The sequence below is a fragment of the Ochrobactrum sp. Q0168 genome (assembly GCF_016427605.1).
In the GTDB taxonomy this organism is placed as follows: domain Bacteria; phylum Pseudomonadota; class Alphaproteobacteria; order Rhizobiales; family Rhizobiaceae; genus Brucella.
In genome coordinates this window covers 1-17,948 of sequence record NZ_JAELXQ010000026.1, presented here as the reverse complement: position 1 = coordinate 17,948, position 17,948 = coordinate 1, and the positions used below count along the sequence as shown (strand labels likewise).

The following is a 17,948-nucleotide window of genomic DNA, read 5'->3' as shown; positions in this document are numbered from 1 at the left end:
TTAGCCTTCGATAAAGAGGGATTTCGCGCGTGGCGCGGCATCGGACGGTAGCGGCGTATAATCCTGCAGACAGTAGGTCGCAAACTGACGGTTCAAAGCTGGCAGCGGCGCGATTTCCATCATGCCAAGCGCTGCTTCCATCACCACCATCGCAACCGTGGCCGTTATATTGTCGTGATTGCCGGGACGTGGCGGGCGGCAGACTGCATAAGGTGTCAGGAAGTCGTCGAACAGTGCTTCCTTCAGCTCCTTGCGACCAATTTTTCCACCATGTGATTCAAGAGACTGGCGAACGCGCCAATCACGGTAGAAGCTTTCAGGTACAAATGGGATGCCGGTGTCGCGCAGCTTTGTCAGCGCAATTGGGCTGACCCAATGATTGGCATGAACGATCAGATCATTCTCAGGCAGGATCGGGAAGGACTCATCCGGCGCACATTCAAAATCGATGCCGAAACCGGCGCTCGTCGCAATCATGATATTGTTTGAGCAGGATTTTGGTGTCGAAGCCACAGCCTTTATTGCTTTGGCAAAATGCTCCTGCTCAAGCACCTTGCGGCGCACGAGACCCAAAGGAACGCCCAGCTTCTTATAGTCGCGTTCGCATTCGAGATAATTGGCGGTGATAGAGATTCCCGCTTCATTGAAGCCGCTGCGCGCCAGCCCACCAGCCTCGACAAACGTTACAAAATCAGGGCCGTTATTGTTGCGAACACGCAGCACAATGCCGGTTTCCACACATTCAGAACGCCAGTCCCAGTTCTGGCCATGAACCAGATTACCAGAAGCACTTTTCGCAGGCATGATGAGAGCACCGGTGCATCCATCATCCTGCTCTTCGGGATCAGGCGAACCCGTTTCCGCACGCGCCATCGCAACGACTTCCGTGCGTGCATTGATCATGACGATCTGCTCAAACGGCACATCCGCACCTTTGGCGATGCCGCGCATTTCCTCTACATAAGTCGCGTCGAATTCCTCGATCCGGCCAGTAAATTCTTCGATGAGACTTTGCCTGCGTTCAGGCGAAAGACCGAACGCGTCGAGGGTGTTGGAATAAAGACCAGCGCTGCGCCGGATGCGTTCTGCTGCCAGAACCCCATATTGGCGCCCACGCTCTTCCGGCACACCCGCAACTGTGATGAATGGAAATGGGGTAACTGACATTCTCAATCCATTTTGTATTTTGAATCGTATTAATACATTTCCCATCCGTCTATTGCGGAGTCAAGAGTTTTTTGATATTGTTTGGTACATTGAAATTATGCGCCCACCAACCCGCAGCCAAAGTGCAATTCTGGCGAACATGGCTATGCAGAACAACGGATCCGCGTTGAGAGGATGCACCACGTGAAAATAAACCTAAGAAATCCTGCAGATAGCGGATTGGGTCTAAGTAGTCTTCAAGCGGAAGTTGCACACAAGATGGTATCGCTTATATCCGCCGAACGCTGGAGTATCGGTGATCGTCTGTCAGACGTCGCGATTTCAAAGGAGCTTAGGGTGTCGCGTACACCCGTGCGACAGGTACTTAATCTTCTTGTCCAGCAAGGCATTGTAAGCCAAACACCCAATCGGGGATATCAGTTGCACCGCATCCCCGCACCGAATGAACTGAAAGACAGTATGCTGCCGCCGTCTGAGGCGGAGGAACTCTACCGCCTCCTGATGAGCTCACGTGCATCTGGCGTTGTTGGCGCGGAAGTGTCGGAAGCCGAACTCGCTGATCGGCTGGGTGCGACTCGAAGTGCCGTACGTCGAGTACTTATGCGATTTGCCGCTGAAGGTCTTGCAGAACGCCTCCCCGGCCATGGCTGGCGTTTTGCCGAGTCGCTCGATAATGAACGAGCGGTAAGTGAGAGCTACACTTTCCGTCTTGTCATCGAATGTGGCGCGCTTTTGCAACCCGATTATGCGCCCGATCTAAGCCAACTCGCAGCCCTCCAACGAGAGCAGATTCATGTATCTGCCTTACCTATCCATAACCTCACAAGAGATCTCTGGTTCAACGCCAACGCAAACTTCCATGAAACTATTGTTTCTTGGGCTAATAATCGCTTTTTGACCCAATCAGTTCGCTGGCAAAACCACCTACGCCGGATGACAGAATATTCCGACTTCGACCGGTTGGGTGAATTGCGGATTCGCAGGGCTTGCAGCGATCATTTAAGCATTCTCGAAGCTATCGTTAGCGAGGATCTTGAATTCGCTGCTGCCTTACTAAGGCGTCATATAAGCCGCTCAGCCGCCGAAGATGTTTGATTAGCTAGCTCGCATTTCGAATTAGTAGGAGACGACAAAGAAAAAGTAAACCCTATGTGCCTTTTAATGGTCGCTGGTGTGTCAATCGCCGTTTAGAAAGAGCTCCGACGCAGTTTGGGGGTCATCATCCCATGAAATAGCTCAGCTTCTTACAACTGGTAACCTTTATCACTGCTCATTGATAAAACGTTTGCATCAGATCCTAAGAAAGCCCGAACTTATACTAAGCTATCAATCCTGCCATAAGTGAGCATAATAGCCTGATTGCCAGTCAAGGATGAGGACGATCGTTGGACAGACGTCCCGAGTTAACGAAAACTTCTCGACTGTGCTGCTTCAAAAATGAACTGTGTGATAGTCGCCGCAAAATCGTCAGGTGCGACACACGGGTAAAAATGTCCCCCGCTCATCTCTGCGAAAGAGGCGTGAGCGATGCTTTTAGCAAGTTCTTCCATACGATCAAACGGGATCATGATATCATCTCTCGCACCTATTAAAAGTACAGGTTGTTTGATCTTCGAGAGTGACTCTGAGCGGTCGAAATCCAGCAACATGCTGATTCGTTGCGCCGTGATATAATAAGGGGCGAGCATTTCGCCGGCCTTCTCAACGGCAGCATTGAGTTCCGTTTCGTGCCGTGCGATCCATTCCGATGTATAGCCGAAAACATGTGTGAGGTTCTGATAGGCAGCAACCTCACCCTTCTCCATCAGTTCCAGACGTGACAAAAAAAGCGCACGAAAGCGTGCGTCCGGACGCGCCCAACTGCCACTGATAACCAGCGATTTCGCTCTCTCCGGCGCATCAAGCGCGATGGTCTGCACCACCGTCCCGCCAGTGGAATGTCCCACCAAGTGCGCGGCGTCAATCTCTTCCGCGTCAAGAACTGTGAGAACATCACTCGCGATCCGTTCGATGGAATAGCCACCATCAGGGCGGTCACTACGTCCCGCACCACGATGATCGACAGTAATCAGCCGAAACGCTGGTAGTGCCTTCGCGACACCGGCCCAAAAACGGCCGTCGCCGCCCAGTCCAGGAATCAGAATGACCGGCTCGCCCTCGCCCTTCACCTCATAATAGAGGCGGCAACCATCATCGGCCAAAGCAATCGACATTTTGTGGTCTCTCCATGTGTAACAAGAAGCAGATCGAGCAATTCGCGCGGGGACAATTTGAGTTAGAAGGCTCTAGTTACCCGGCCATGTATCACCGAGCCGGAAGCCGGTCGGAAACGGATCGGTGGGATCGAGCACATAATTATGAAATGCCGTGATCCACGCCTGCCCGGTAATAGCCGGACGAATGGCCTCAAGCCCACCACAGGTCGTTTCTTCAAGTACCCGTCCCATGAATTCGGTACCAATAATCGATTCATGCACGAAGGTTTCTCCAACGCTGATCTGGCCCCGCGCATGCATGACCGCCAGTCGGGCGCTCGTTCCCGTACCGCAAGGCGAACGGTCGATACGGCCCGGTGAAACGATCACCGCATTGCGTGAACGTTTGACGCCATCGCGTTCTTCCAGCGGTCCAGCAAACAGGGTCTGGTTGATCGTGTGGATTTCCGGATTCTCTGGATGGATGGCCGGAACCTGTTCCGCGGCCGCCTTCTTGATCCGCTCGCCGACCTCAACGAGCCTGGCGGCTTCGGTCTTATCGACATTAAAGCCGATTGACGCCGCATCAACCAATACATAGATCATCCCGCCATAGGCGACATCGACAGTGATGATGCCCAGACCCTCCACATCCACCTTGGCGTCCAGCGCGAAAACGAAAGATGGCACATTGTCGAATGTAACGCTGACACATTTGCCGTTTTCACAATGCGCGGTCACGGGTACCAGACCTGCTGGCGCCTCAAGCACCAGCCTTGTTTCCGGTTCCTGCATTGGAATCATGCCGGTTTCGAGCAAAGCCGTTGTGGTACAAATAGTATTGGTGCCAGACATTGGCACATAGAAATCTGATTCCATGATGACAAAACCGGCATCCGCTTCCGGTCTTGTGGCCGGCAGAACAAGATTGACGCATTGTGTCACCCGGCCGCGCGGTTCGTTCAGAAGGAAGTTGCGCAGATCGTCGGCCTTACTTTCAATATACTGCATCTTTTCGAACATAGAGGTGCCTGGCACGTCGAGGACGCCGCCAGTAATCACCTCATTCAGTTCTCCCGCTGCATGCACACCGACAACATTGACCATTTTGGAAAAACGCATGTTTCAGTCCTTCCAAGCTGCGAGCTTGGCGATCGTGTCATTCACGACGCTTTCGACATACACGCGTTCATCGCCCTCAAGCGACAGGCGCGGTTCACGCACCCATTCAGGCGCGCCATAGACCAGCTTTTCGGCAAGCTTAATGTATTGCACCAGTTTCACATGTGTATCGAGGTGGAAGGATGGTGTCAGCAACCGGTAAAGCCTGCGTGCTTCGGCAAAATCTCCGGACGAAGCGAGAGCAAACAGCTTGACGCATTCGGCTGGCCAGACATTGGTCATGCCCGACACCCAGCCCGTGACGCCGAGCGCCAGACTTTCAACGATCAGATCGTCCACACCACAGAACACCGAGAAGCGGTCACCACAAACATTATAAAGGTCGGTCACACGGCGGATATCCCCGCATTCCTCTTTGATACAGAGGATGGACGGCGTGTCTTCAAGCTGCTTGAGGATTTCCGGCGTGACGTCGACGCCATAGGCAATCGGATTGTTGTAGATCATGATCGGGAGGCCGCTGCTTGCAGCAAGCGACTTGTACCAAGCCACGGTTTCACGTGCATCGGTCTTATAGGCAAGTGACGGGAAAGCCATCAGCCCCTGTGCACCCAGCTTTTCGTAACGACGTGCTGCGGCACCCGCATCCGCCGTGGAAATCTGCGCAAGACCGGAAAGAAGCGGTACGCGACCAGCCACAGCTTCCTTGGCGGCCAGGATCACTTGGTCACGTTCTTCCGCTTTGAGCGATGCATTTTCGCCCAGCATCGGCAGAACGATGACCCCCGAAACACCATTCGAAATCAGCCTGTCAATGGAGGCCGCGGTTGCATCAAGATCGAGTGCGCCGTCCTGCTTCAGCTTGGTAGTAACAGCCGGGAATACACCAGTCCAGTGTGTCATGCTCTTGTTCCCTCTCTGGAAGTTTTTATGAAATTTTCGATAAAGTGAGTCATCACTTCCGGCGTCTCACAAGGCAGGGCGCCGAGCGCTTCGATATCCGCTTTGACATCCACAGGAAGACCAGAATTGGAATCTTCAGGTATCTCGTTGAGCCGCCCGCCTATAAGCACGGGCATGTCGGAACCGGCAGCTTTCAACGCGGCAAGCACATCACGCGCATAACGCAGCGCAATGCCATTATAGGTCGAGATAGCGATGAAATCGGCATTTTCAGCAATGGCGGCGGCAACCACGGTTTCGGGATCTGCCGAGGTACCACCATCGACAATGCCGATAGCGCTCATGCCCAAAATGCGCTCTATCAGGTTCTTGCCATGTTCATGCACATCCGATGAGGCGACGCAGCAGCGCAAGGCCCGTTTGGCAATGGCAGCGCGGGCGGTTTCCGGCACCCGGTCCACCCATTCATGAGCGCTTTCCTCAAGGTCCTCGACCCACTCGGCCAGCATCACCGAACGACGACCACCCCATGCGGTGGCCTCTTCGCGACCTGCACCATAGAGGCTTTCCAGTCGTTTCGGCCCGATCCGCCGGAGAGCCAGCATGAGGGCTGCCGCATCATCAATATCGACGCCTGCCTCTTCCAACCCTGAAAAAACATTTGCGCTAAAGCGCTGCCCGGCTTCGATCAAGCCATTGGCAGCCTTGTCAACCTGGGCCAGATCAATCAGGCTTGCCGTGGAGATAGCATGTTCAGCCATGTGGGTGGCAAAGGTCTGGGCATCAATGATTTCATCAATGTCGGGAATACGCTGGTTTTCCGTGACCGGAACCGGGTTGATCGCATGGCCGGTATGCTCCCGCGCCAAAGCCCATATGTCGGCCTGCAAATAGCTCGCCAAACTCGCATAATTGCCTGCCGGGTTCGACTTGTAGCTCACCGTATTGCCAAAGAGCATGGTGCCCGGTGCATCGCTGAATGTGGCCAATGCCTTGTGAAAAGCCATGCGAACCAATGGCGCGGTGTAGTGATGGCCGAAGCAGTGCGACATGCGCCCGCCGATAAGGTTCTCAACAATATGGCGCTCAATCAACACCATGCCGAGCGCCGAACTCATGTCGGCAAACAGGCCCGCGAAACCGTCATCGAGATTGGAATGGACGAGAACTGCCTCATCTTGTGCGGCAATCAGTCCAAGCGCGGTGACCGCAGCTTCAGTCGTCGCAACATCGTCATCCCAATAAGGCAGGCGGAACGTGAAATATTGCCCCATATTGCCGATGGCCGTAGCGCCTGCCGCAAGCGCGCCCTTGGTATTTTCGACAGCGCCTGGCAGACCAAGCATGAAGTCACCGAAATGCGCGGCCGCAGGTGCCGCATTGGTGATACGGGCAAAATCTTCGGGACCATTCAGCACTATGCCGGTTCCCTTGGGTCGGTCCTTGCGTAGCGCCACCGGATAGCCCATCGACCAGTCTAGTGTGATGCCGAAACGATCAACCGTCACACCACGGCTGGCGCAAGTGCCATGCACTTCGCTGATTGCTTCGACCGTACGTTCGACACTGCGAAAACCGATATGCGCATGTTGCATCATACGGCCTTCGGCAACTTTGCGACGCTTGTATTCGGCCTCGCAGGCAACATTGTTCTCCGAGAGAAAGGCATTTTTGCCCACCCGCCAGTCGCGGGCGAGTTGCCTGCCTTCGGCAACAAGATCGGCTCCCGGCTTCATTCGCTCAGGCACAAGATCGGCAAGGGCAGGCAGAACGGCTTTCATGGTTACACCATCGGTGAAAGAGCGGTTGGCTTGAGAATACGTATGGTCTGACGTTCGATTATGCCCTTGATCGCTTCGAGATAGGTCTGCCATCCGGGATGAGCGAGCATACGGGCGCGCCTCTCCTCACGCTCGGCGATATTCTCATACCGCCAGAGCGCAACAACATGGTTCAATTCGCCAATATCGCAAACGAAGTGTCCGACAAAACCGCCGAGAATTTCCGTCTGAATGGCGACACCGAGCTTTTCATAAGTCGCAAGGAACTCAGCCATCCGACCCGGAACAATATGATAATCACGCTCTTCGAGGATCATTGTTTGCTCACTTTACCTGAAAGCCGAGAGCAAGCGGATCGCGCTCGTCCACGAGTATGGTGTTATAACCGGTGACACGCGCCCAACCGCCAATGCTCGGGTGAATGGCGGGACGACCCGCAACTTCTGCCGCACTTTCCACGCGACCATGGAACAGCGTGCCGATGATCGATTCATGCACGAAGGTTTCGCCAACTTTCAGCAAACCCTTGGCGACGCGCTGTGCCATGCGCGAGGATGTGCCAGTGCCGCACGGCGAGCGATCGATCGCCTTATCACCATAGAACACGGCATTGCGCGCATCAGCTTCGGGGTGTTTGCCCTTGTCAGCCCACATAACATGGCTTACCCCGGCAATGCGGTCGTCTTCCGGATGCACCGGAGCGACAACGTCCTGCACCAGTTTGCGCACCAGCGGGCTGATCTTGAGAATGTCGTCGGCGCTCATCGTGTCGAGACCAACCCAGTTTTTTTGCGGCTCGATGATGGCATAGAAATTGCCGCCATAGGACACATCGACCACCAGTTCGCCCATACCCGGAACATCGATCTTTGCTTCGCTTGCGTGAAGATAGGCGGGCACATTGTAGATGCGGACCTCATCCACGAAACGGCCATTGCGTTTGTATTCTACCTCGACACGACCGGCGGGCACTTCCAGCACCAGCTTGCCTTCGGTCTTCGGCACGACAAAGCCCTGTTCCAGCGCCACCGTCACGGTGCCTATGGTACCGTGTCCGCACATGGGCAGACAGCCGGACACTTCAATGAACAGCACGCCGAGATCACAATCGTCGCGGGACGGCGGATAGAGGATCGAGCCGGACATGACATCGTGGCCGCGCGGTTCGAACATCAGCGCCTGACGCACCCAGTCGTGATCGCGCAGGAAAAGCTGGCGTTTTTCAGCCATACTGACATTGGGCAGGATCGGCGCACCGCCAGAGACGACGCGGACCGGGTTGCCGCATGTATGGGCATCGACACAAATGAAGGTGTGGGGATTCATGTAAGGCTCCAGGTCAGGAAAAACGGCTGACGGAAAATGGTGAAAGATCGATGGGTGGTTTTTTTCCTGCTACCAGATCGGCGACCAGGCGGCCTGTTGTCGGCCCGAGCGTCAGACCACCATGGCTGTGACCATAGGCATGGATAATGTCATTGCGGCGCGGCGAGCGCCCGATGACCGGCAGAGTATCCGGCGTCGTTGGTCGATGTCCCATCCAGCGGGTGCCGTCAGTCGACTTGAGATCGGGCAGGTAACGGCGCGCTAGTTTGGCCAACGCATCGCTGCGTGCATAGTTCGGTGCAGCCTCCAGACCCGCAAATTCGGCAGCGCCACCGATCCGCAACCCCATATCCATGGGTGTCGCGACAAACTTGCGCTCGGCAAAAATCACTTCACGCGTGAGCGACACGCCCGAATTGGGAATCGTGATATTATAACCACGCTCACTTTCAAGAAGAACGCGGTCGCCAATGGTCCTTGCAAGTCTTGGCGACCATGCGCCGATCGCAATGACCAGTTGATCAAAGCCAATGGCGTCCCCACCCGACAGGCGCAACTGCTGGCCATCGATTGCGCGCGCTTCACCTGTTACGAGCGTCGCCCCTTTGGCGACCACCAAATCGCGCAGGCGATCCACCACACGCTTGGGGTCATCGAAATGCGACCATTGCGGCGTCAAAGCCGCACGCACCACCGCCTTGCCGAGTGCCGGTTCGAGCCTGCGAGCGTCGTCACCGCCCATCTCGTCGAAGACGACACCATACCTGCGCCGCAGTTCGCGATCTGCCGCATCAGCCTTAAAAGCAGCCTCGGTCTCATAGACCCAGAGTGCTCCGACCTGATGCAATTCACCTGTTAGTCTGAGTTCTTCGAGAAGCGGCAGATAATCCTCATAGACTGGCGCGGTCAACGCGGCGAGTGCCTCGGTAATACGCAGCATTTCCGACTGTGACCCGCTGCGCATGAAACGCACCAACCAAGGCACAAGTTTGGGAAAATGGGCGGGGCGCAGGGAAAGCGGTCCAAGCGGATCAAGCAGCCAGCCGGGTATTTTCCAGATCAGGCCCGGCACGCTGGCCGGTACGATCTCGGTCACGCCAAGGCCACCGGCATTGCCGAACGATGCCTTGTCACCCGTCGGGTCGCGGTCGACAATGGTGACCTCATGTCCCTCGGCGAGAAGCGAACGCGCCGCGCTCAATCCGACGATACCGGCTCCTGCAATGAGAATATGGCTCATTCGGCATTCCATCCATTCATTGTTCCGGGATCAACCGTCCGGCTAAATAATGTGTCACTTCGCGCAACAGGCTCGCTGCCGTGATCGCCGATGTCTTTGGATTGTCGGGCGACGGCAGATTGGCGAAGCGCATGAAGGCCTCACCGAATGCGCTGCTGGCTTCGATCTCATGCGTGTTCAACCGGACCGCAGGATCGGCCACCACACGAACGGCAGTGCGCCCAATCCCGGCAGCGAGCGCAACGGTCAGCCCGGCATTGAGGTTGCGAGGATAGAGTTGCGCAGCGCGTATGGCGTCGCCCTCAAAGAGAACGACCGCCTCCTTCAGCGCTGCCGGATCATGTCCCAGTTGCCGTAATTCACCTGCCCAAGCAGACACCGGCTTGCGCGAAGTATAGGTGACCGAAAGATCAGTCGCCTGCACGACCACGCCCAAATAATCGAGACCACCCACCGCGCCGGTCGGAAAGATTAGACGCCCACCCCCCTTGTGGCCCGCTTCGGCAGCTGTCTGCTGGAAAGCGACGTCACCGATAGCTCCGACCGAGGCCGCAATCACATCCACACCAGCGCTTAAAAAAGCCGGACAGGACGCTTTCAAGGCATCCTGTCCGGCGGCCTCAATGACAAGGGCAGGTTTCGATGCCAGCAACGCTTCGATAGAATCGACAAACTGGACCCTTTGGGGGGGCTGGTCCGGCGTTGCAGCACCTTTGCGCAGAACCACACTGACCTTACAACGATAGGTCAGAAGCTTGCTGCACAAATCCCTGCCGATGGCACCGAAGCCCAAAAGAGCAATGTGGGGCAATTGTTCAGGCGCCGCGATCATATCAATTACAACTCTATTACCAGGCTGACATGCCGCCATCGACGGTGAACATAGCTCCCGTCGCAAACGACGCTTCATCCGAGGCAAGCCACAGAATGCAGTTTGCGATTTCCTGCGGTTCGGCCCAGCGGTTTATTGGCGAACGCGCTTTCAAGGCGTTCTTGAAAGCATCCGGGTCAGGCGTGGTCGCAACCATCTTTTCGAAATAGCTCGACCAGGTCACGCCCGGCGCGACGCAATTGACACGTATTTTTTCCTTGGCATGGTCAAGTGCCATTGCCTTGGTCAACGCGGCAACTCCGCCTTTCGACGCGACATAGGCCGCGCGATCGAAAATGCCGACCGTCGCAACATTGGAAGCGGTGTTGACGATCGTACCGCCGCCCTGCGCGGCCATGACCGGGATCGCATGCTTACAGCACAGATAGACGCCCTTGAGATTGACGGCCATCAGCGCGTCCCAGTCCTCTTCCGCCGTATCGACGACTGTGCCGGGAATGCCGTAACCGGCATTATTGGCCAGAATGTCGAGACGGCCAAACGTCTTGACCGTCGTATCGATCATGGCCTTGACTTCCTCGGAACTGGAAACGTCAACAGTGAACGATAGCGCAGAAGCGCCAAGTTCGGCCGCGACTGCCGCAGCCTTCGCACCGTCGCGATCCGCGACGATGACTTTCGCACCTTCGCGAACAAAAATTTGAGCGGCGGCCTTGCCGATACCGGCACCGGCGCCGGTGATAATGGCGACTTTGTCTTTGAGACGCATGTTTTCCTCGAATATAAGCGGCATGCCGACCCACAAATCGCGGGCCGCCTCAAGCCTTGTTGAAATGCCGGCCTCAGCCAGACATAAACTGGATATTGAACGGAAGCGGATCAGACCTTGTGCGGGTCGGACGGCGGCACCGCGAAAACCGTGTCACGCTCGATCTGCAAAACATTCTCCGGCCGGGGGAACGGTTCCGGCGCAGGCTCCCCATCGGCGCGGACGCGCCCAATCAGGCGAAAGAAATCCTCGAGACCGTTCGGCACGATAAGCCAGGTCCAGAAAATATCGGTCTCGCCTTCATTGATGAACATATGGCGGCGGTTCTTGCCGATGAAAAATGCAGAGCCGGGTATCATTTCATGGCTCTCGCCATCGATCACCGCACGGCCCTTGCCGGAAACCACGAAAATGACTTCCTCATTCTGGTCATGCGCATGTTCGCGAACATATCCGCCCGGCGGAACGGTTTGCGTGCCGAAGCCGATCGGATGTTCCATGGGAACACGGTGCGGAGCAAAGATGACATCGATGGAACCGTTTGCCGGTACGGGCTGCCAGTAACTTTCGGCAGCACCGGGCTGCACAATAAGGACCTCTCCACAGGGGCCCTCACCGGCGACGGCCCGCGTTTTTTCATTCGTCATTTTATTCCCCTGATGCGAGCTGAAGCTCGTCGATATTGGATACGATATACAATCGTAATGCAAAAAATGTCGCCGTCAACGTCATAAATGAAATTTTTTTTCTATATTTGTTATAATAGAGCACGCGTTTTCATTATTGACTCCGCAATTTGCATATTGTATCCAATTTAGAAATGGAGAAATCGATGTCGAAAAAAATCGGGCGGCAATCCCTGACAGATCAGATCGTGGTGGAGTTGCGTCGCCGCATCATTGCAGGTGAACTGAGCGAAGGCACCCCGCTGCGTCAGGAAGCGCTGGCAACCGAACTTGGCGTTTCGCGCATTCCGATCCGCGAGGCGATCCGCCAACTTGAGGCAGAAGGCTTCGTTCAATCCGAACTCCACAAGGGAACAGTCGTTCGCGCCTTGTCGCTGGCAGAAATCCAGGAACTCTTCGATATCCGCATCCATCTCGAGACGTGGCTGTTCGAAACGGCAATCCCGCGCCTCAGCGAAGCCGATCTGTTGCGCGCCGAGCAGTTGACCGACGAGACGATGGTCGAAGGCAATGTCGAGAACTGGGGTGACCTGAACTGGCAGTTTCACGAAACGCTTTATGCGCCAAGTGGCCGCACGGTAGCCCTGAAACTGCTCAAGAGCGTACATGACAACGCCAATCGCTACATCAATCTCCAGATCGCTGTGGCACAGGACGTGGAACTGGAACTAGCCGATCACCGCGCCATCCTCGTCTATGCTCGCCTTAGGGACACAGAACGTGCGGTGGGATCGTTGCGTATGCACATCCAGCGCGTCGCCAACAATCTGATGACATCACTGATCGAGAGTCGTTCAGACCGCAGGGATCAGGAAACTGCCTAAAGAGAAATAAGGAGCATCAGCGGGTAACAGTTCATCCGCCAAGGCCAAATAAAACCGGCCAAAAAGGCCAGAAAAACCAAAAGAGGGTAACATGAAAGCGTACAAGAAGTTTCTCGTCGCAACCATTGCGGCTGTGGGCGTGACCAGCACCGCACATGCAGATATCGTCATAGGTGCGGCGGGACCGCTTACCAACGCCGAATCCATTTTCGGTGTAACCTGGATGAACGGTATGGAGATCGCTATCCGTCAGGTTAACGAGGCTGGCGGCATCCACGGTGAGAAAGTCGTGCTCCAGCGCGATGACGACAACGCCGATCCGAAACAGGGCACGCTGATCGCCCAGAAGCATTGCGATAATGCCGCGATGCTGGGCGTCGTTGCCAATTTCAACAGCGGCGTTACCATTCCGTCTTCCGACGTCTATCATCGATGCGATCTACCTCAGGTAACTAACGCCTCCAACCCGAAGGTCACCCAATCGGGTTACAAGAATCTCTTTCGTCCGATTGCAAACGATCTTTCGCAGGGGTCAGCTCCTGCCGATTACGCGGTCAAGACTCTCAAAGCAAAAGCTGCCGCTGTGGTCCATGACAAGCAAGCCTTTGGACAAGGCGTGGCCGAAGTGTTCCGCGACACTTTCACCAAGGACGGTGGCAAGGTGACGTCCTTTTCCGGCGTCACCCAAACCGACGTCGATTTCTCCGCGCTTCTGACCAGCATACGTTCCGAAAATCCGGACGTGATCTATTTTGGCGGCGTCATGCCTGCCGTTGGTCTCTTCGTGAAGCAGGCGCGTGAATTCGGCATCAAAGCGACCATTTTTGCCGCAGACTCCGCTTTCGCACCGGACTTCATCAATGGTGCCGGACCGGAAAACGCCGAAGGCGCTATCGTGTCCTTCCAGGCACCGCCTTACGATTCCTCACCGGAACTCGAAGCTTTCGCCAAGTCCTACAAGGACGCATTTGGTGAAGATGCCGGACCATACTCGGCTTATGGCTATGTGGAGGCTTCGGTCATTCTCGAAGCCATGAAGAAGCTGCCTGCGCCACTTTCCCGCAAGGCCATTTCGGAAGAGATTGCCAAAACCAATCTCAAAACAATGGTTGGCACGGTTTCCTTCAAACCGGATGGCGAACTGAACACGCCCTTCATCTTCCTTTACAAGGTCGAAGGTGGCAAGTTCGCCCTTGTGAAGTAAAACGCCTGACGAGAACGGGCCCTCTCCTTCGGGGCCCGTGATCAATGGCTGGAATCGGTGCGTCCGGGAATCCCCTATGTCATTGAGCATGGCCAAGCCATGCTTGTCCCCGGCGCTCCTCGACAATCGAGGCTTCGCAGATGTCTTCCTTCCTTCTCCAGCAAACCGTCAACGCGCTGACGGTTGGCTCGATCTATGCGCTGATCGCGCTCGGCTATACGATGGTGTACGGCGTTCTGCGCCTCATCAATTTCGCGCATAGCGAAATGTTCATGTCGGGTGCGTTCGTTGCTGTCTTTCTGAGCGGATCACTCGGCATTTCCGGGTTCCCCGGTGCGGCCATTGTCGTCGGCGTTCTCGCTTTCGTTATTATCGGCATCCTCGGCATGTCGATCGAAGTTGCAGCCTATCGACCATTGCGCAACAAATCGCGCCTCGCCCCTATGCTATCGGCCCTCGGTATGGCCGTCATCATCCAGAATGTCGTCATGCTTCTGGCGGGCCGCCGTCCGATCATCTATCCGTCTATGCTGCCGAGCGGTGTGGTCGAAATTGGTGGTATCATCATCACCTGGAAACAGATTACAATTCTCGCCATCGCACTTATTCTGATGGTGACGCTGGAGCTTTTCGTCAATCGCAGCCGTATAGGCATCCGCATCCGCGCGGTCGCGGAAAACGCCAATACCGCATCGTTGATCGGCATCAATCCCAACATCCCGATCTCCGTGATCTTCTTCATCGGCCCCGGCCTCGGTGCAGTAGCTGGCTTGCTCTACGCATCCTATTATGGCGTCGCGACCTTTACGATGGGCTTCGTCATTGGCATGAAAGCCTTCACGGCAGCCATTCTTGGCGGCATTGGCTCCATTCCCGGTGCGATGCTCGGCGGCATCATGCTTGGCTTTATCGAGACATTCGCAACTGCTCTCCTGCCCGGCCTCACGGGCGGTATCATCGGTACGGAATATCGCGACATTTTCGCCTTCTCCGTTCTTGTTCTCATCCTTCTGTTCCGTCCGTCCGGTCTTCTGGGCGCCAAGGTCAGCGAAGAAACGATGGTGTATAAAAGTGACTTCTGAAGCTCCTTCCATGAGCGCAGGCACCGCGCCGACACCAACAACTGGCGCCCTTGGGCGCACCTTGCTGGTGCTCGCGATCTTCCCCCTCGCTCTTATCATTCTCGGACAATTCCTGCCGACCTATCCGCTGCGCGTGCTCGATACGATCCTGCTGTATGCCGTATTGGCGATGGGATTGAACATCGTTGTCGGTTATGCCGGTCTTCTGGATCTGGGCTATGTCGCGTTCTACGCTATTGGTGCCTATACTTATGCGCTTTTGGCTTCGGACCAGCTTGTATTGCATTTGCCCTTTCCGGTCATTCTGGTCATCGGTGCGACGCTGGCCGGTATTGCCGGTGTCTTGCTCGGACTGCCGGTGCTGCGACTGCGGGGGGACTATCTCGCTATCGTCACGCTCGGTTTCGGCGAAATCATCCGCGTGCTGATGAACAATCTCAACTGGCTCACCAACGGTCCACAGGGCATCGCCCGCATAGACGAACCGAAACTGCTCGGCTGGACCATCTCCACCCCGCTGGACTTCCTCTATTTGCTGATCGGCTTCCTAATCCTCACCTTCCTGTTCGTGTGGAAACTCCAACAAAGCGCGCTAGGTATCGCCTTGTCCGCCGTGCGCGAGGACCAGGACGCAGCACGAGGCTGTGGCGTTAACACAACCAAGGTTAAGCTCGTCGCCTTCGCCACCAGCGCAGTGATTGGCGGCATTTGCGGCGTGGTCTTTGCCTCCATGCAGCGCTTTGTCAGTCCGGAAAGTTTCACCTTCTGGGAATCGCTCACAATCGTACTCGTGCTGGTGGTCGGTGGTCTCGGCAATCCATTCGGCGCTATGCTGGGTGCGGCCATTCTGGTTCTGATCCCCGAACTCATGCGCGATTATGCCGACTATCGCCAGCTGGTCTTCGGCCTGGCCCTGGTCGCCGTCATTCTGATGCGCCCGATGGGCATCATCAGTCGTCATTATGGTCCCTCGTGGCTTATCGCCAAACTGGGGAGGCGCTGATGCTTGCTTTTGAACATGTAACCAAGAGCTTTGGTGCGCATAACGCCGTCGATAACGCTTCCCTCGTCATGATGCCGGGGAAGATCACCTCCATCATCGGCCCCAACGGCGCGGGCAAATCCACCCTTGTCAACATGGCGGCCGGTTCCTATCAGGTCTCATCGGGCCGCATTATCCTCGACGGCGTCGAGTTACAACGCTTGCCAAAGCATGGCGTCGCCCATGCCGGACTGGGGCGCACCTATCAGAACATCCGGCTGTTCGATGGCATGACAGTGATGCAGAACCTTGAAGTGGCGCTCGTTCCGCGCACGCTCACCGCTCTTATCACCGATGCCCTGCCCGGACGCAGTGCCGAACGTCATCGCCGCGACAAATGCTATGCCATTCTTGAAAAGCTGGGCATTGCCCATCACGCCCAACGGCAAGCCGGTTCGCTCGCCTACGGTCAGCAGAAGCTAGTTGAGTTGGCTCGGGCCATGGTTAACGACCCGCACGCCATTCTCCTCGATGAGCCAGCAGCAGGCCTCAACCATGGCGAGACGGAAGAACTGAAGCACCACATTCTCGATCTGAAAACGGGAGACATCGCCGTAGTTCTAATCGAGCACGACATGAAGCTTATCATGTCCATTTCGGATGAAATCTACGTGATGAATCGCGGCAGCGTGCTAGCGCATGGAACGCCCACCGAAATCCGCAACAATCAGCAAGTTCAGGAGGCTTATCTTGGCCAGCCAGATGCAATCAGTGACATCGAAGCCGCTGCTCGCAGTCGAGCGAATCGAGTCCGGATACGGGCGGGTGAAGATCTTGCATGGCATCAGCCTTGAGCTGCATGCTGGCGAAATTGTCTCCCTCATCGGCCCCAATGGTGCAGGCAAAAGCACACTCCTGCGCTCCATAAGCGGTGTCTGCCCAATCTCGGCAGGACAGATCAGATTCAAGGGCAAGCGCATCGATCGCATGAAGCCATATCAGATTGCCAAGCGAGGCCTGGGACATTGCCCCGAAGGACGCGCCGTCTTCCAGCATCTGTCCATCGAGGAGAACCTGATGGCCGGTTATCTGGATGGCCGTGGCAAATCGGAAGCCGAGCTATTCGAATATGTTTTTGGTCTGTTTCCCGTGCTTGCCGAGCGTCGGAAGAGCTTGGCGGGACGACTGTCCGGTGGCCAACAGCAGATGGTGGCCATTGCCCGTTCGCTGATGGGTAATCCCGAGCTTCTGCTACTCGATGAGCCTTCGCTGGGTCTGGCCCCGATCATCATTCACCAGATTTTCGAGATCATCATCAAGCTCGCTGAGGCGGGTGTCTCCATTGTTCTGGTCGAACAGAATGTCGATCTGTCCCTCGAAATTGCCGATTATGTTTATGCATTCGAGCATGGCCAGATTCACGTCTCCGGCCCGGCTGACAAGCTTTCCGGCGATGCGCGCGTGCGTGAAATTTACCTCCCGGCCTAACTTATATAACAGAAGGGCAAAGGGTGTATCAATGAAGGAAATGATACACCCCCACAGCCACTGAAACCGCATTCCCGCCTTTAGGTCGTATACTCATAAATAGCCTAGCTATTTGAATGAATTAGTGATTCAAACGCCTCGTAACACGAGGTATTTGATGTCACGTCGTCGCTATGAACTGACAGAACGGGAATGGTCGATTATTGCGCCGCTGTTGCCATGCAAACCTCGCGGCGTGCCCCGCGTTGATGATCGCATGGTGCTCAATGGTATTCTGTGGCGGTTTCGCACCGGGTCATCATGGTCCGAAATCCCTGAGCGCTATGGTGTTGCAACGACCTGCTACA

General features: G+C 55.7%; 19 protein-coding genes. 8 read left to right on the top strand and 11 right to left on the bottom strand.

Features of this window, described 5'->3' with window-relative positions; translation table 11 throughout:
• On the bottom strand, positions 1-1,167 hold the full coding sequence (locus JAU75_RS22970) for a C45 family peptidase (protein WP_247880599.1): 1,167 nt from the start codon (positions 1,165-1,167) through the stop codon (positions 1-3).
• Positions 1,168-1,350: 183 nt separating this feature from the next.
• On the opposite strand from JAU75_RS22970, the gene JAU75_RS22965 reads away from it, so the two are divergent.
• Positions 1,351-2,262, top strand: coding sequence for a GntR family transcriptional regulator (locus tag JAU75_RS22965; protein ID WP_283735554.1), 912 nt, complete (start codon positions 1,351-1,353; stop codon positions 2,260-2,262).
• Between the two features lie 308 nt (positions 2,263-2,570).
• Here the strand turns inward: JAU75_RS22965 and JAU75_RS22960 are convergent, their stop codons facing one another.
• From JAU75_RS22960 to JAU75_RS22915, 10 genes are all read right to left on the bottom strand, one after another.
• On the bottom strand, positions 2,571-3,380 hold the full coding sequence (locus JAU75_RS22960) for an alpha/beta fold hydrolase (protein ID WP_199058805.1): 810 nt from the start codon (positions 3,378-3,380) through the stop codon (positions 2,571-2,573).
• A gap of 72 nt (positions 3,381-3,452) precedes the next feature.
• A complete protein-coding gene (locus JAU75_RS22955; RefSeq protein WP_199058804.1) occupies positions 3,453-4,484 on the bottom strand; it encodes a proline racemase family protein in 1,032 nt (343 codons plus the stop codon).
• Between the two features lie 3 nt (positions 4,485-4,487).
• Positions 4,488-5,387, bottom strand: coding sequence for a dihydrodipicolinate synthase family protein (locus JAU75_RS22950; RefSeq protein ID WP_078341093.1), 900 nt, complete (start codon positions 5,385-5,387; stop codon positions 4,488-4,490).
• A complete protein-coding gene (locus tag JAU75_RS22945) occupies positions 5,384-7,168 on the bottom strand; it encodes a cobalamin-dependent protein (protein WP_199058803.1) in 1,785 nt (594 codons plus the stop codon). The genes JAU75_RS22950 and JAU75_RS22945 overlap by 4 nt, the downstream gene beginning before the upstream one ends.
• Before the next feature lie 2 nt (positions 7,169-7,170).
• Positions 7,171-7,485, bottom strand: coding sequence for an NIPSNAP family protein (locus JAU75_RS22940; protein ID WP_078341091.1), 315 nt, complete (start codon positions 7,483-7,485; stop codon positions 7,171-7,173).
• Positions 7,486-7,492: 7 nt separating this feature from the next.
• The gene (locus tag JAU75_RS22935; RefSeq protein WP_199058802.1) at positions 7,493-8,494 is read right to left on the bottom strand and encodes a 4-hydroxyproline epimerase; all 1,002 of its coding nucleotides are present in this window, start codon (positions 8,492-8,494) and stop codon (positions 7,493-7,495) included.
• Positions 8,495-8,507: 13 nt separating this feature from the next.
• Positions 8,508-9,734, bottom strand: a complete 1,227-nt coding sequence (locus tag JAU75_RS22930) for an FAD-dependent oxidoreductase (protein WP_199058801.1) — start codon at positions 9,732-9,734, stop codon at positions 8,508-8,510.
• 16 nt (positions 9,735-9,750) lie between these two features.
• A complete protein-coding gene (locus JAU75_RS22925; protein WP_199058800.1) occupies positions 9,751-10,566 on the bottom strand; it encodes an aspartate dehydrogenase in 816 nt (271 codons plus the stop codon).
• A gap of 16 nt (positions 10,567-10,582) precedes the next feature.
• Entirely contained in the window at positions 10,583-11,335 is a 753-nt protein-coding gene (locus tag JAU75_RS22920) for an SDR family oxidoreductase (RefSeq protein ID WP_078341114.1), read from the bottom strand.
• Positions 11,336-11,445: 110 nt separating this feature from the next.
• Positions 11,446-11,982: a cupin domain-containing protein gene (locus tag JAU75_RS22915; RefSeq protein ID WP_078341087.1), complete on the bottom strand. Its 537-nt coding sequence runs from the start codon at positions 11,980-11,982 to the stop codon at positions 11,446-11,448.
• 185 nt (positions 11,983-12,167) lie between these two features.
• On the opposite strand from JAU75_RS22915, the gene JAU75_RS22910 reads away from it, so the two are divergent.
• From JAU75_RS22910 to JAU75_RS22880, 7 genes are all read left to right on the top strand, one after another.
• Positions 12,168-12,845, top strand: a complete 678-nt coding sequence (locus JAU75_RS22910; protein ID WP_199058799.1) for a GntR family transcriptional regulator — start codon at positions 12,168-12,170, stop codon at positions 12,843-12,845.
• A gap of 91 nt (positions 12,846-12,936) precedes the next feature.
• Positions 12,937-14,049 (top strand): branched-chain amino acid ABC transporter substrate-binding protein, encoded by a 1,113-nt coding sequence (locus JAU75_RS22905; RefSeq protein ID WP_199058798.1) that lies wholly within the window; start codon positions 12,937-12,939, stop codon positions 14,047-14,049.
• A gap of 140 nt (positions 14,050-14,189) precedes the next feature.
• Positions 14,190-15,131, top strand: a complete 942-nt coding sequence (locus tag JAU75_RS22900) for a branched-chain amino acid ABC transporter permease (RefSeq protein WP_199058797.1) — start codon at positions 14,190-14,192, stop codon at positions 15,129-15,131.
• 10 nt (positions 15,132-15,141) lie between these two features.
• Positions 15,142-16,134, top strand: a complete 993-nt coding sequence (locus JAU75_RS22895) for a branched-chain amino acid ABC transporter permease (RefSeq protein ID WP_199058796.1) — start codon at positions 15,142-15,144, stop codon at positions 16,132-16,134.
• Positions 16,134-16,967 (top strand): ABC transporter ATP-binding protein, encoded by an 834-nt coding sequence (locus JAU75_RS22890; protein ID WP_199058795.1) that lies wholly within the window; start codon positions 16,134-16,136, stop codon positions 16,965-16,967. Before JAU75_RS22895 ends, JAU75_RS22890 begins: the two co-directional genes overlap by 1 nt.
• Positions 16,900-17,601, top strand: coding sequence for an ABC transporter ATP-binding protein (locus tag JAU75_RS22885; protein WP_199058816.1), 702 nt, complete (start codon positions 16,900-16,902; stop codon positions 17,599-17,601). Before JAU75_RS22890 ends, JAU75_RS22885 begins: the two co-directional genes overlap by 68 nt.
• Positions 17,602-17,758: 157 nt before the next feature.
• Positions 17,759-17,948, top strand: a 190-nt coding sequence (locus tag JAU75_RS22880; protein ID WP_199058794.1) for a transposase, incomplete at its 3' end; no start/stop codon positions are given.

Bases quoted from the DNA above. Each gene is read 5' to 3' on its own strand.
- JAU75_RS22950 (WP_078341093.1), bottom strand. From the start codon at position 5,387: ATGACACACTGGACTGGTGTATTCCCGGCTGTTACTACCAAGCTGAAG.
- JAU75_RS22905 (WP_199058798.1), top strand. From the start codon at position 12,937: ATGAAAGCGTACAAGAAGTTTCTCGTCGCAACCATTGCGGCTGTGGGC.
- JAU75_RS22960 (WP_199058805.1), bottom strand. From the start codon at position 3,380: ATGTCGATTGCTTTGGCCGATGATGGTTGCCGCCTCTATTATGAGGTG.
- JAU75_RS22955 (WP_199058804.1), bottom strand. From the start codon at position 4,484: ATGCGTTTTTCCAAAATGGTCAATGTTGTCGGTGTGCATGCAGCGGGA.
- JAU75_RS22925 (WP_199058800.1), bottom strand. From the start codon at position 10,566: ATGATCGCGGCGCCTGAACAATTGCCCCACATTGCTCTTTTGGGCTTC.
- JAU75_RS22890 (WP_199058795.1), top strand. From the start codon at position 16,134: ATGCTTGCTTTTGAACATGTAACCAAGAGCTTTGGTGCGCATAACGCC.
- JAU75_RS22970 (WP_247880599.1), bottom strand. From the start codon at position 1,167: ATGTCAGTTACCCCATTTCCATTCATCACAGTTGCGGGTGTGCCGGAA.
- JAU75_RS22900 (WP_199058797.1), top strand. From the start codon at position 14,190: ATGTCTTCCTTCCTTCTCCAGCAAACCGTCAACGCGCTGACGGTTGGC.
- JAU75_RS22935 (WP_199058802.1), bottom strand. From the start codon at position 8,494: ATGAATCCCCACACCTTCATTTGTGTCGATGCCCATACATGCGGCAAC.
- JAU75_RS22945 (WP_199058803.1), bottom strand. From the start codon at position 7,168: ATGAAAGCCGTTCTGCCTGCCCTTGCCGATCTTGTGCCTGAGCGAATG.
- JAU75_RS22940 (WP_078341091.1), bottom strand. From the start codon at position 7,485: ATGATCCTCGAAGAGCGTGATTATCATATTGTTCCGGGTCGGATGGCT.
- JAU75_RS22895 (WP_199058796.1), top strand. From the start codon at position 15,142: ATGAGCGCAGGCACCGCGCCGACACCAACAACTGGCGCCCTTGGGCGC.
- JAU75_RS22915 (WP_078341087.1), bottom strand. From the start codon at position 11,982: ATGACGAATGAAAAAACGCGGGCCGTCGCCGGTGAGGGCCCCTGTGGA.
- JAU75_RS22910 (WP_199058799.1), top strand. From the start codon at position 12,168: ATGTCGAAAAAAATCGGGCGGCAATCCCTGACAGATCAGATCGTGGTG.
- JAU75_RS22930 (WP_199058801.1), bottom strand. From the start codon at position 9,734: ATGAGCCATATTCTCATTGCAGGAGCCGGTATCGTCGGATTGAGCGCG.
- JAU75_RS22920 (WP_078341114.1), bottom strand. From the start codon at position 11,335: ATGCGTCTCAAAGACAAAGTCGCCATTATCACCGGCGCCGGTGCCGGT.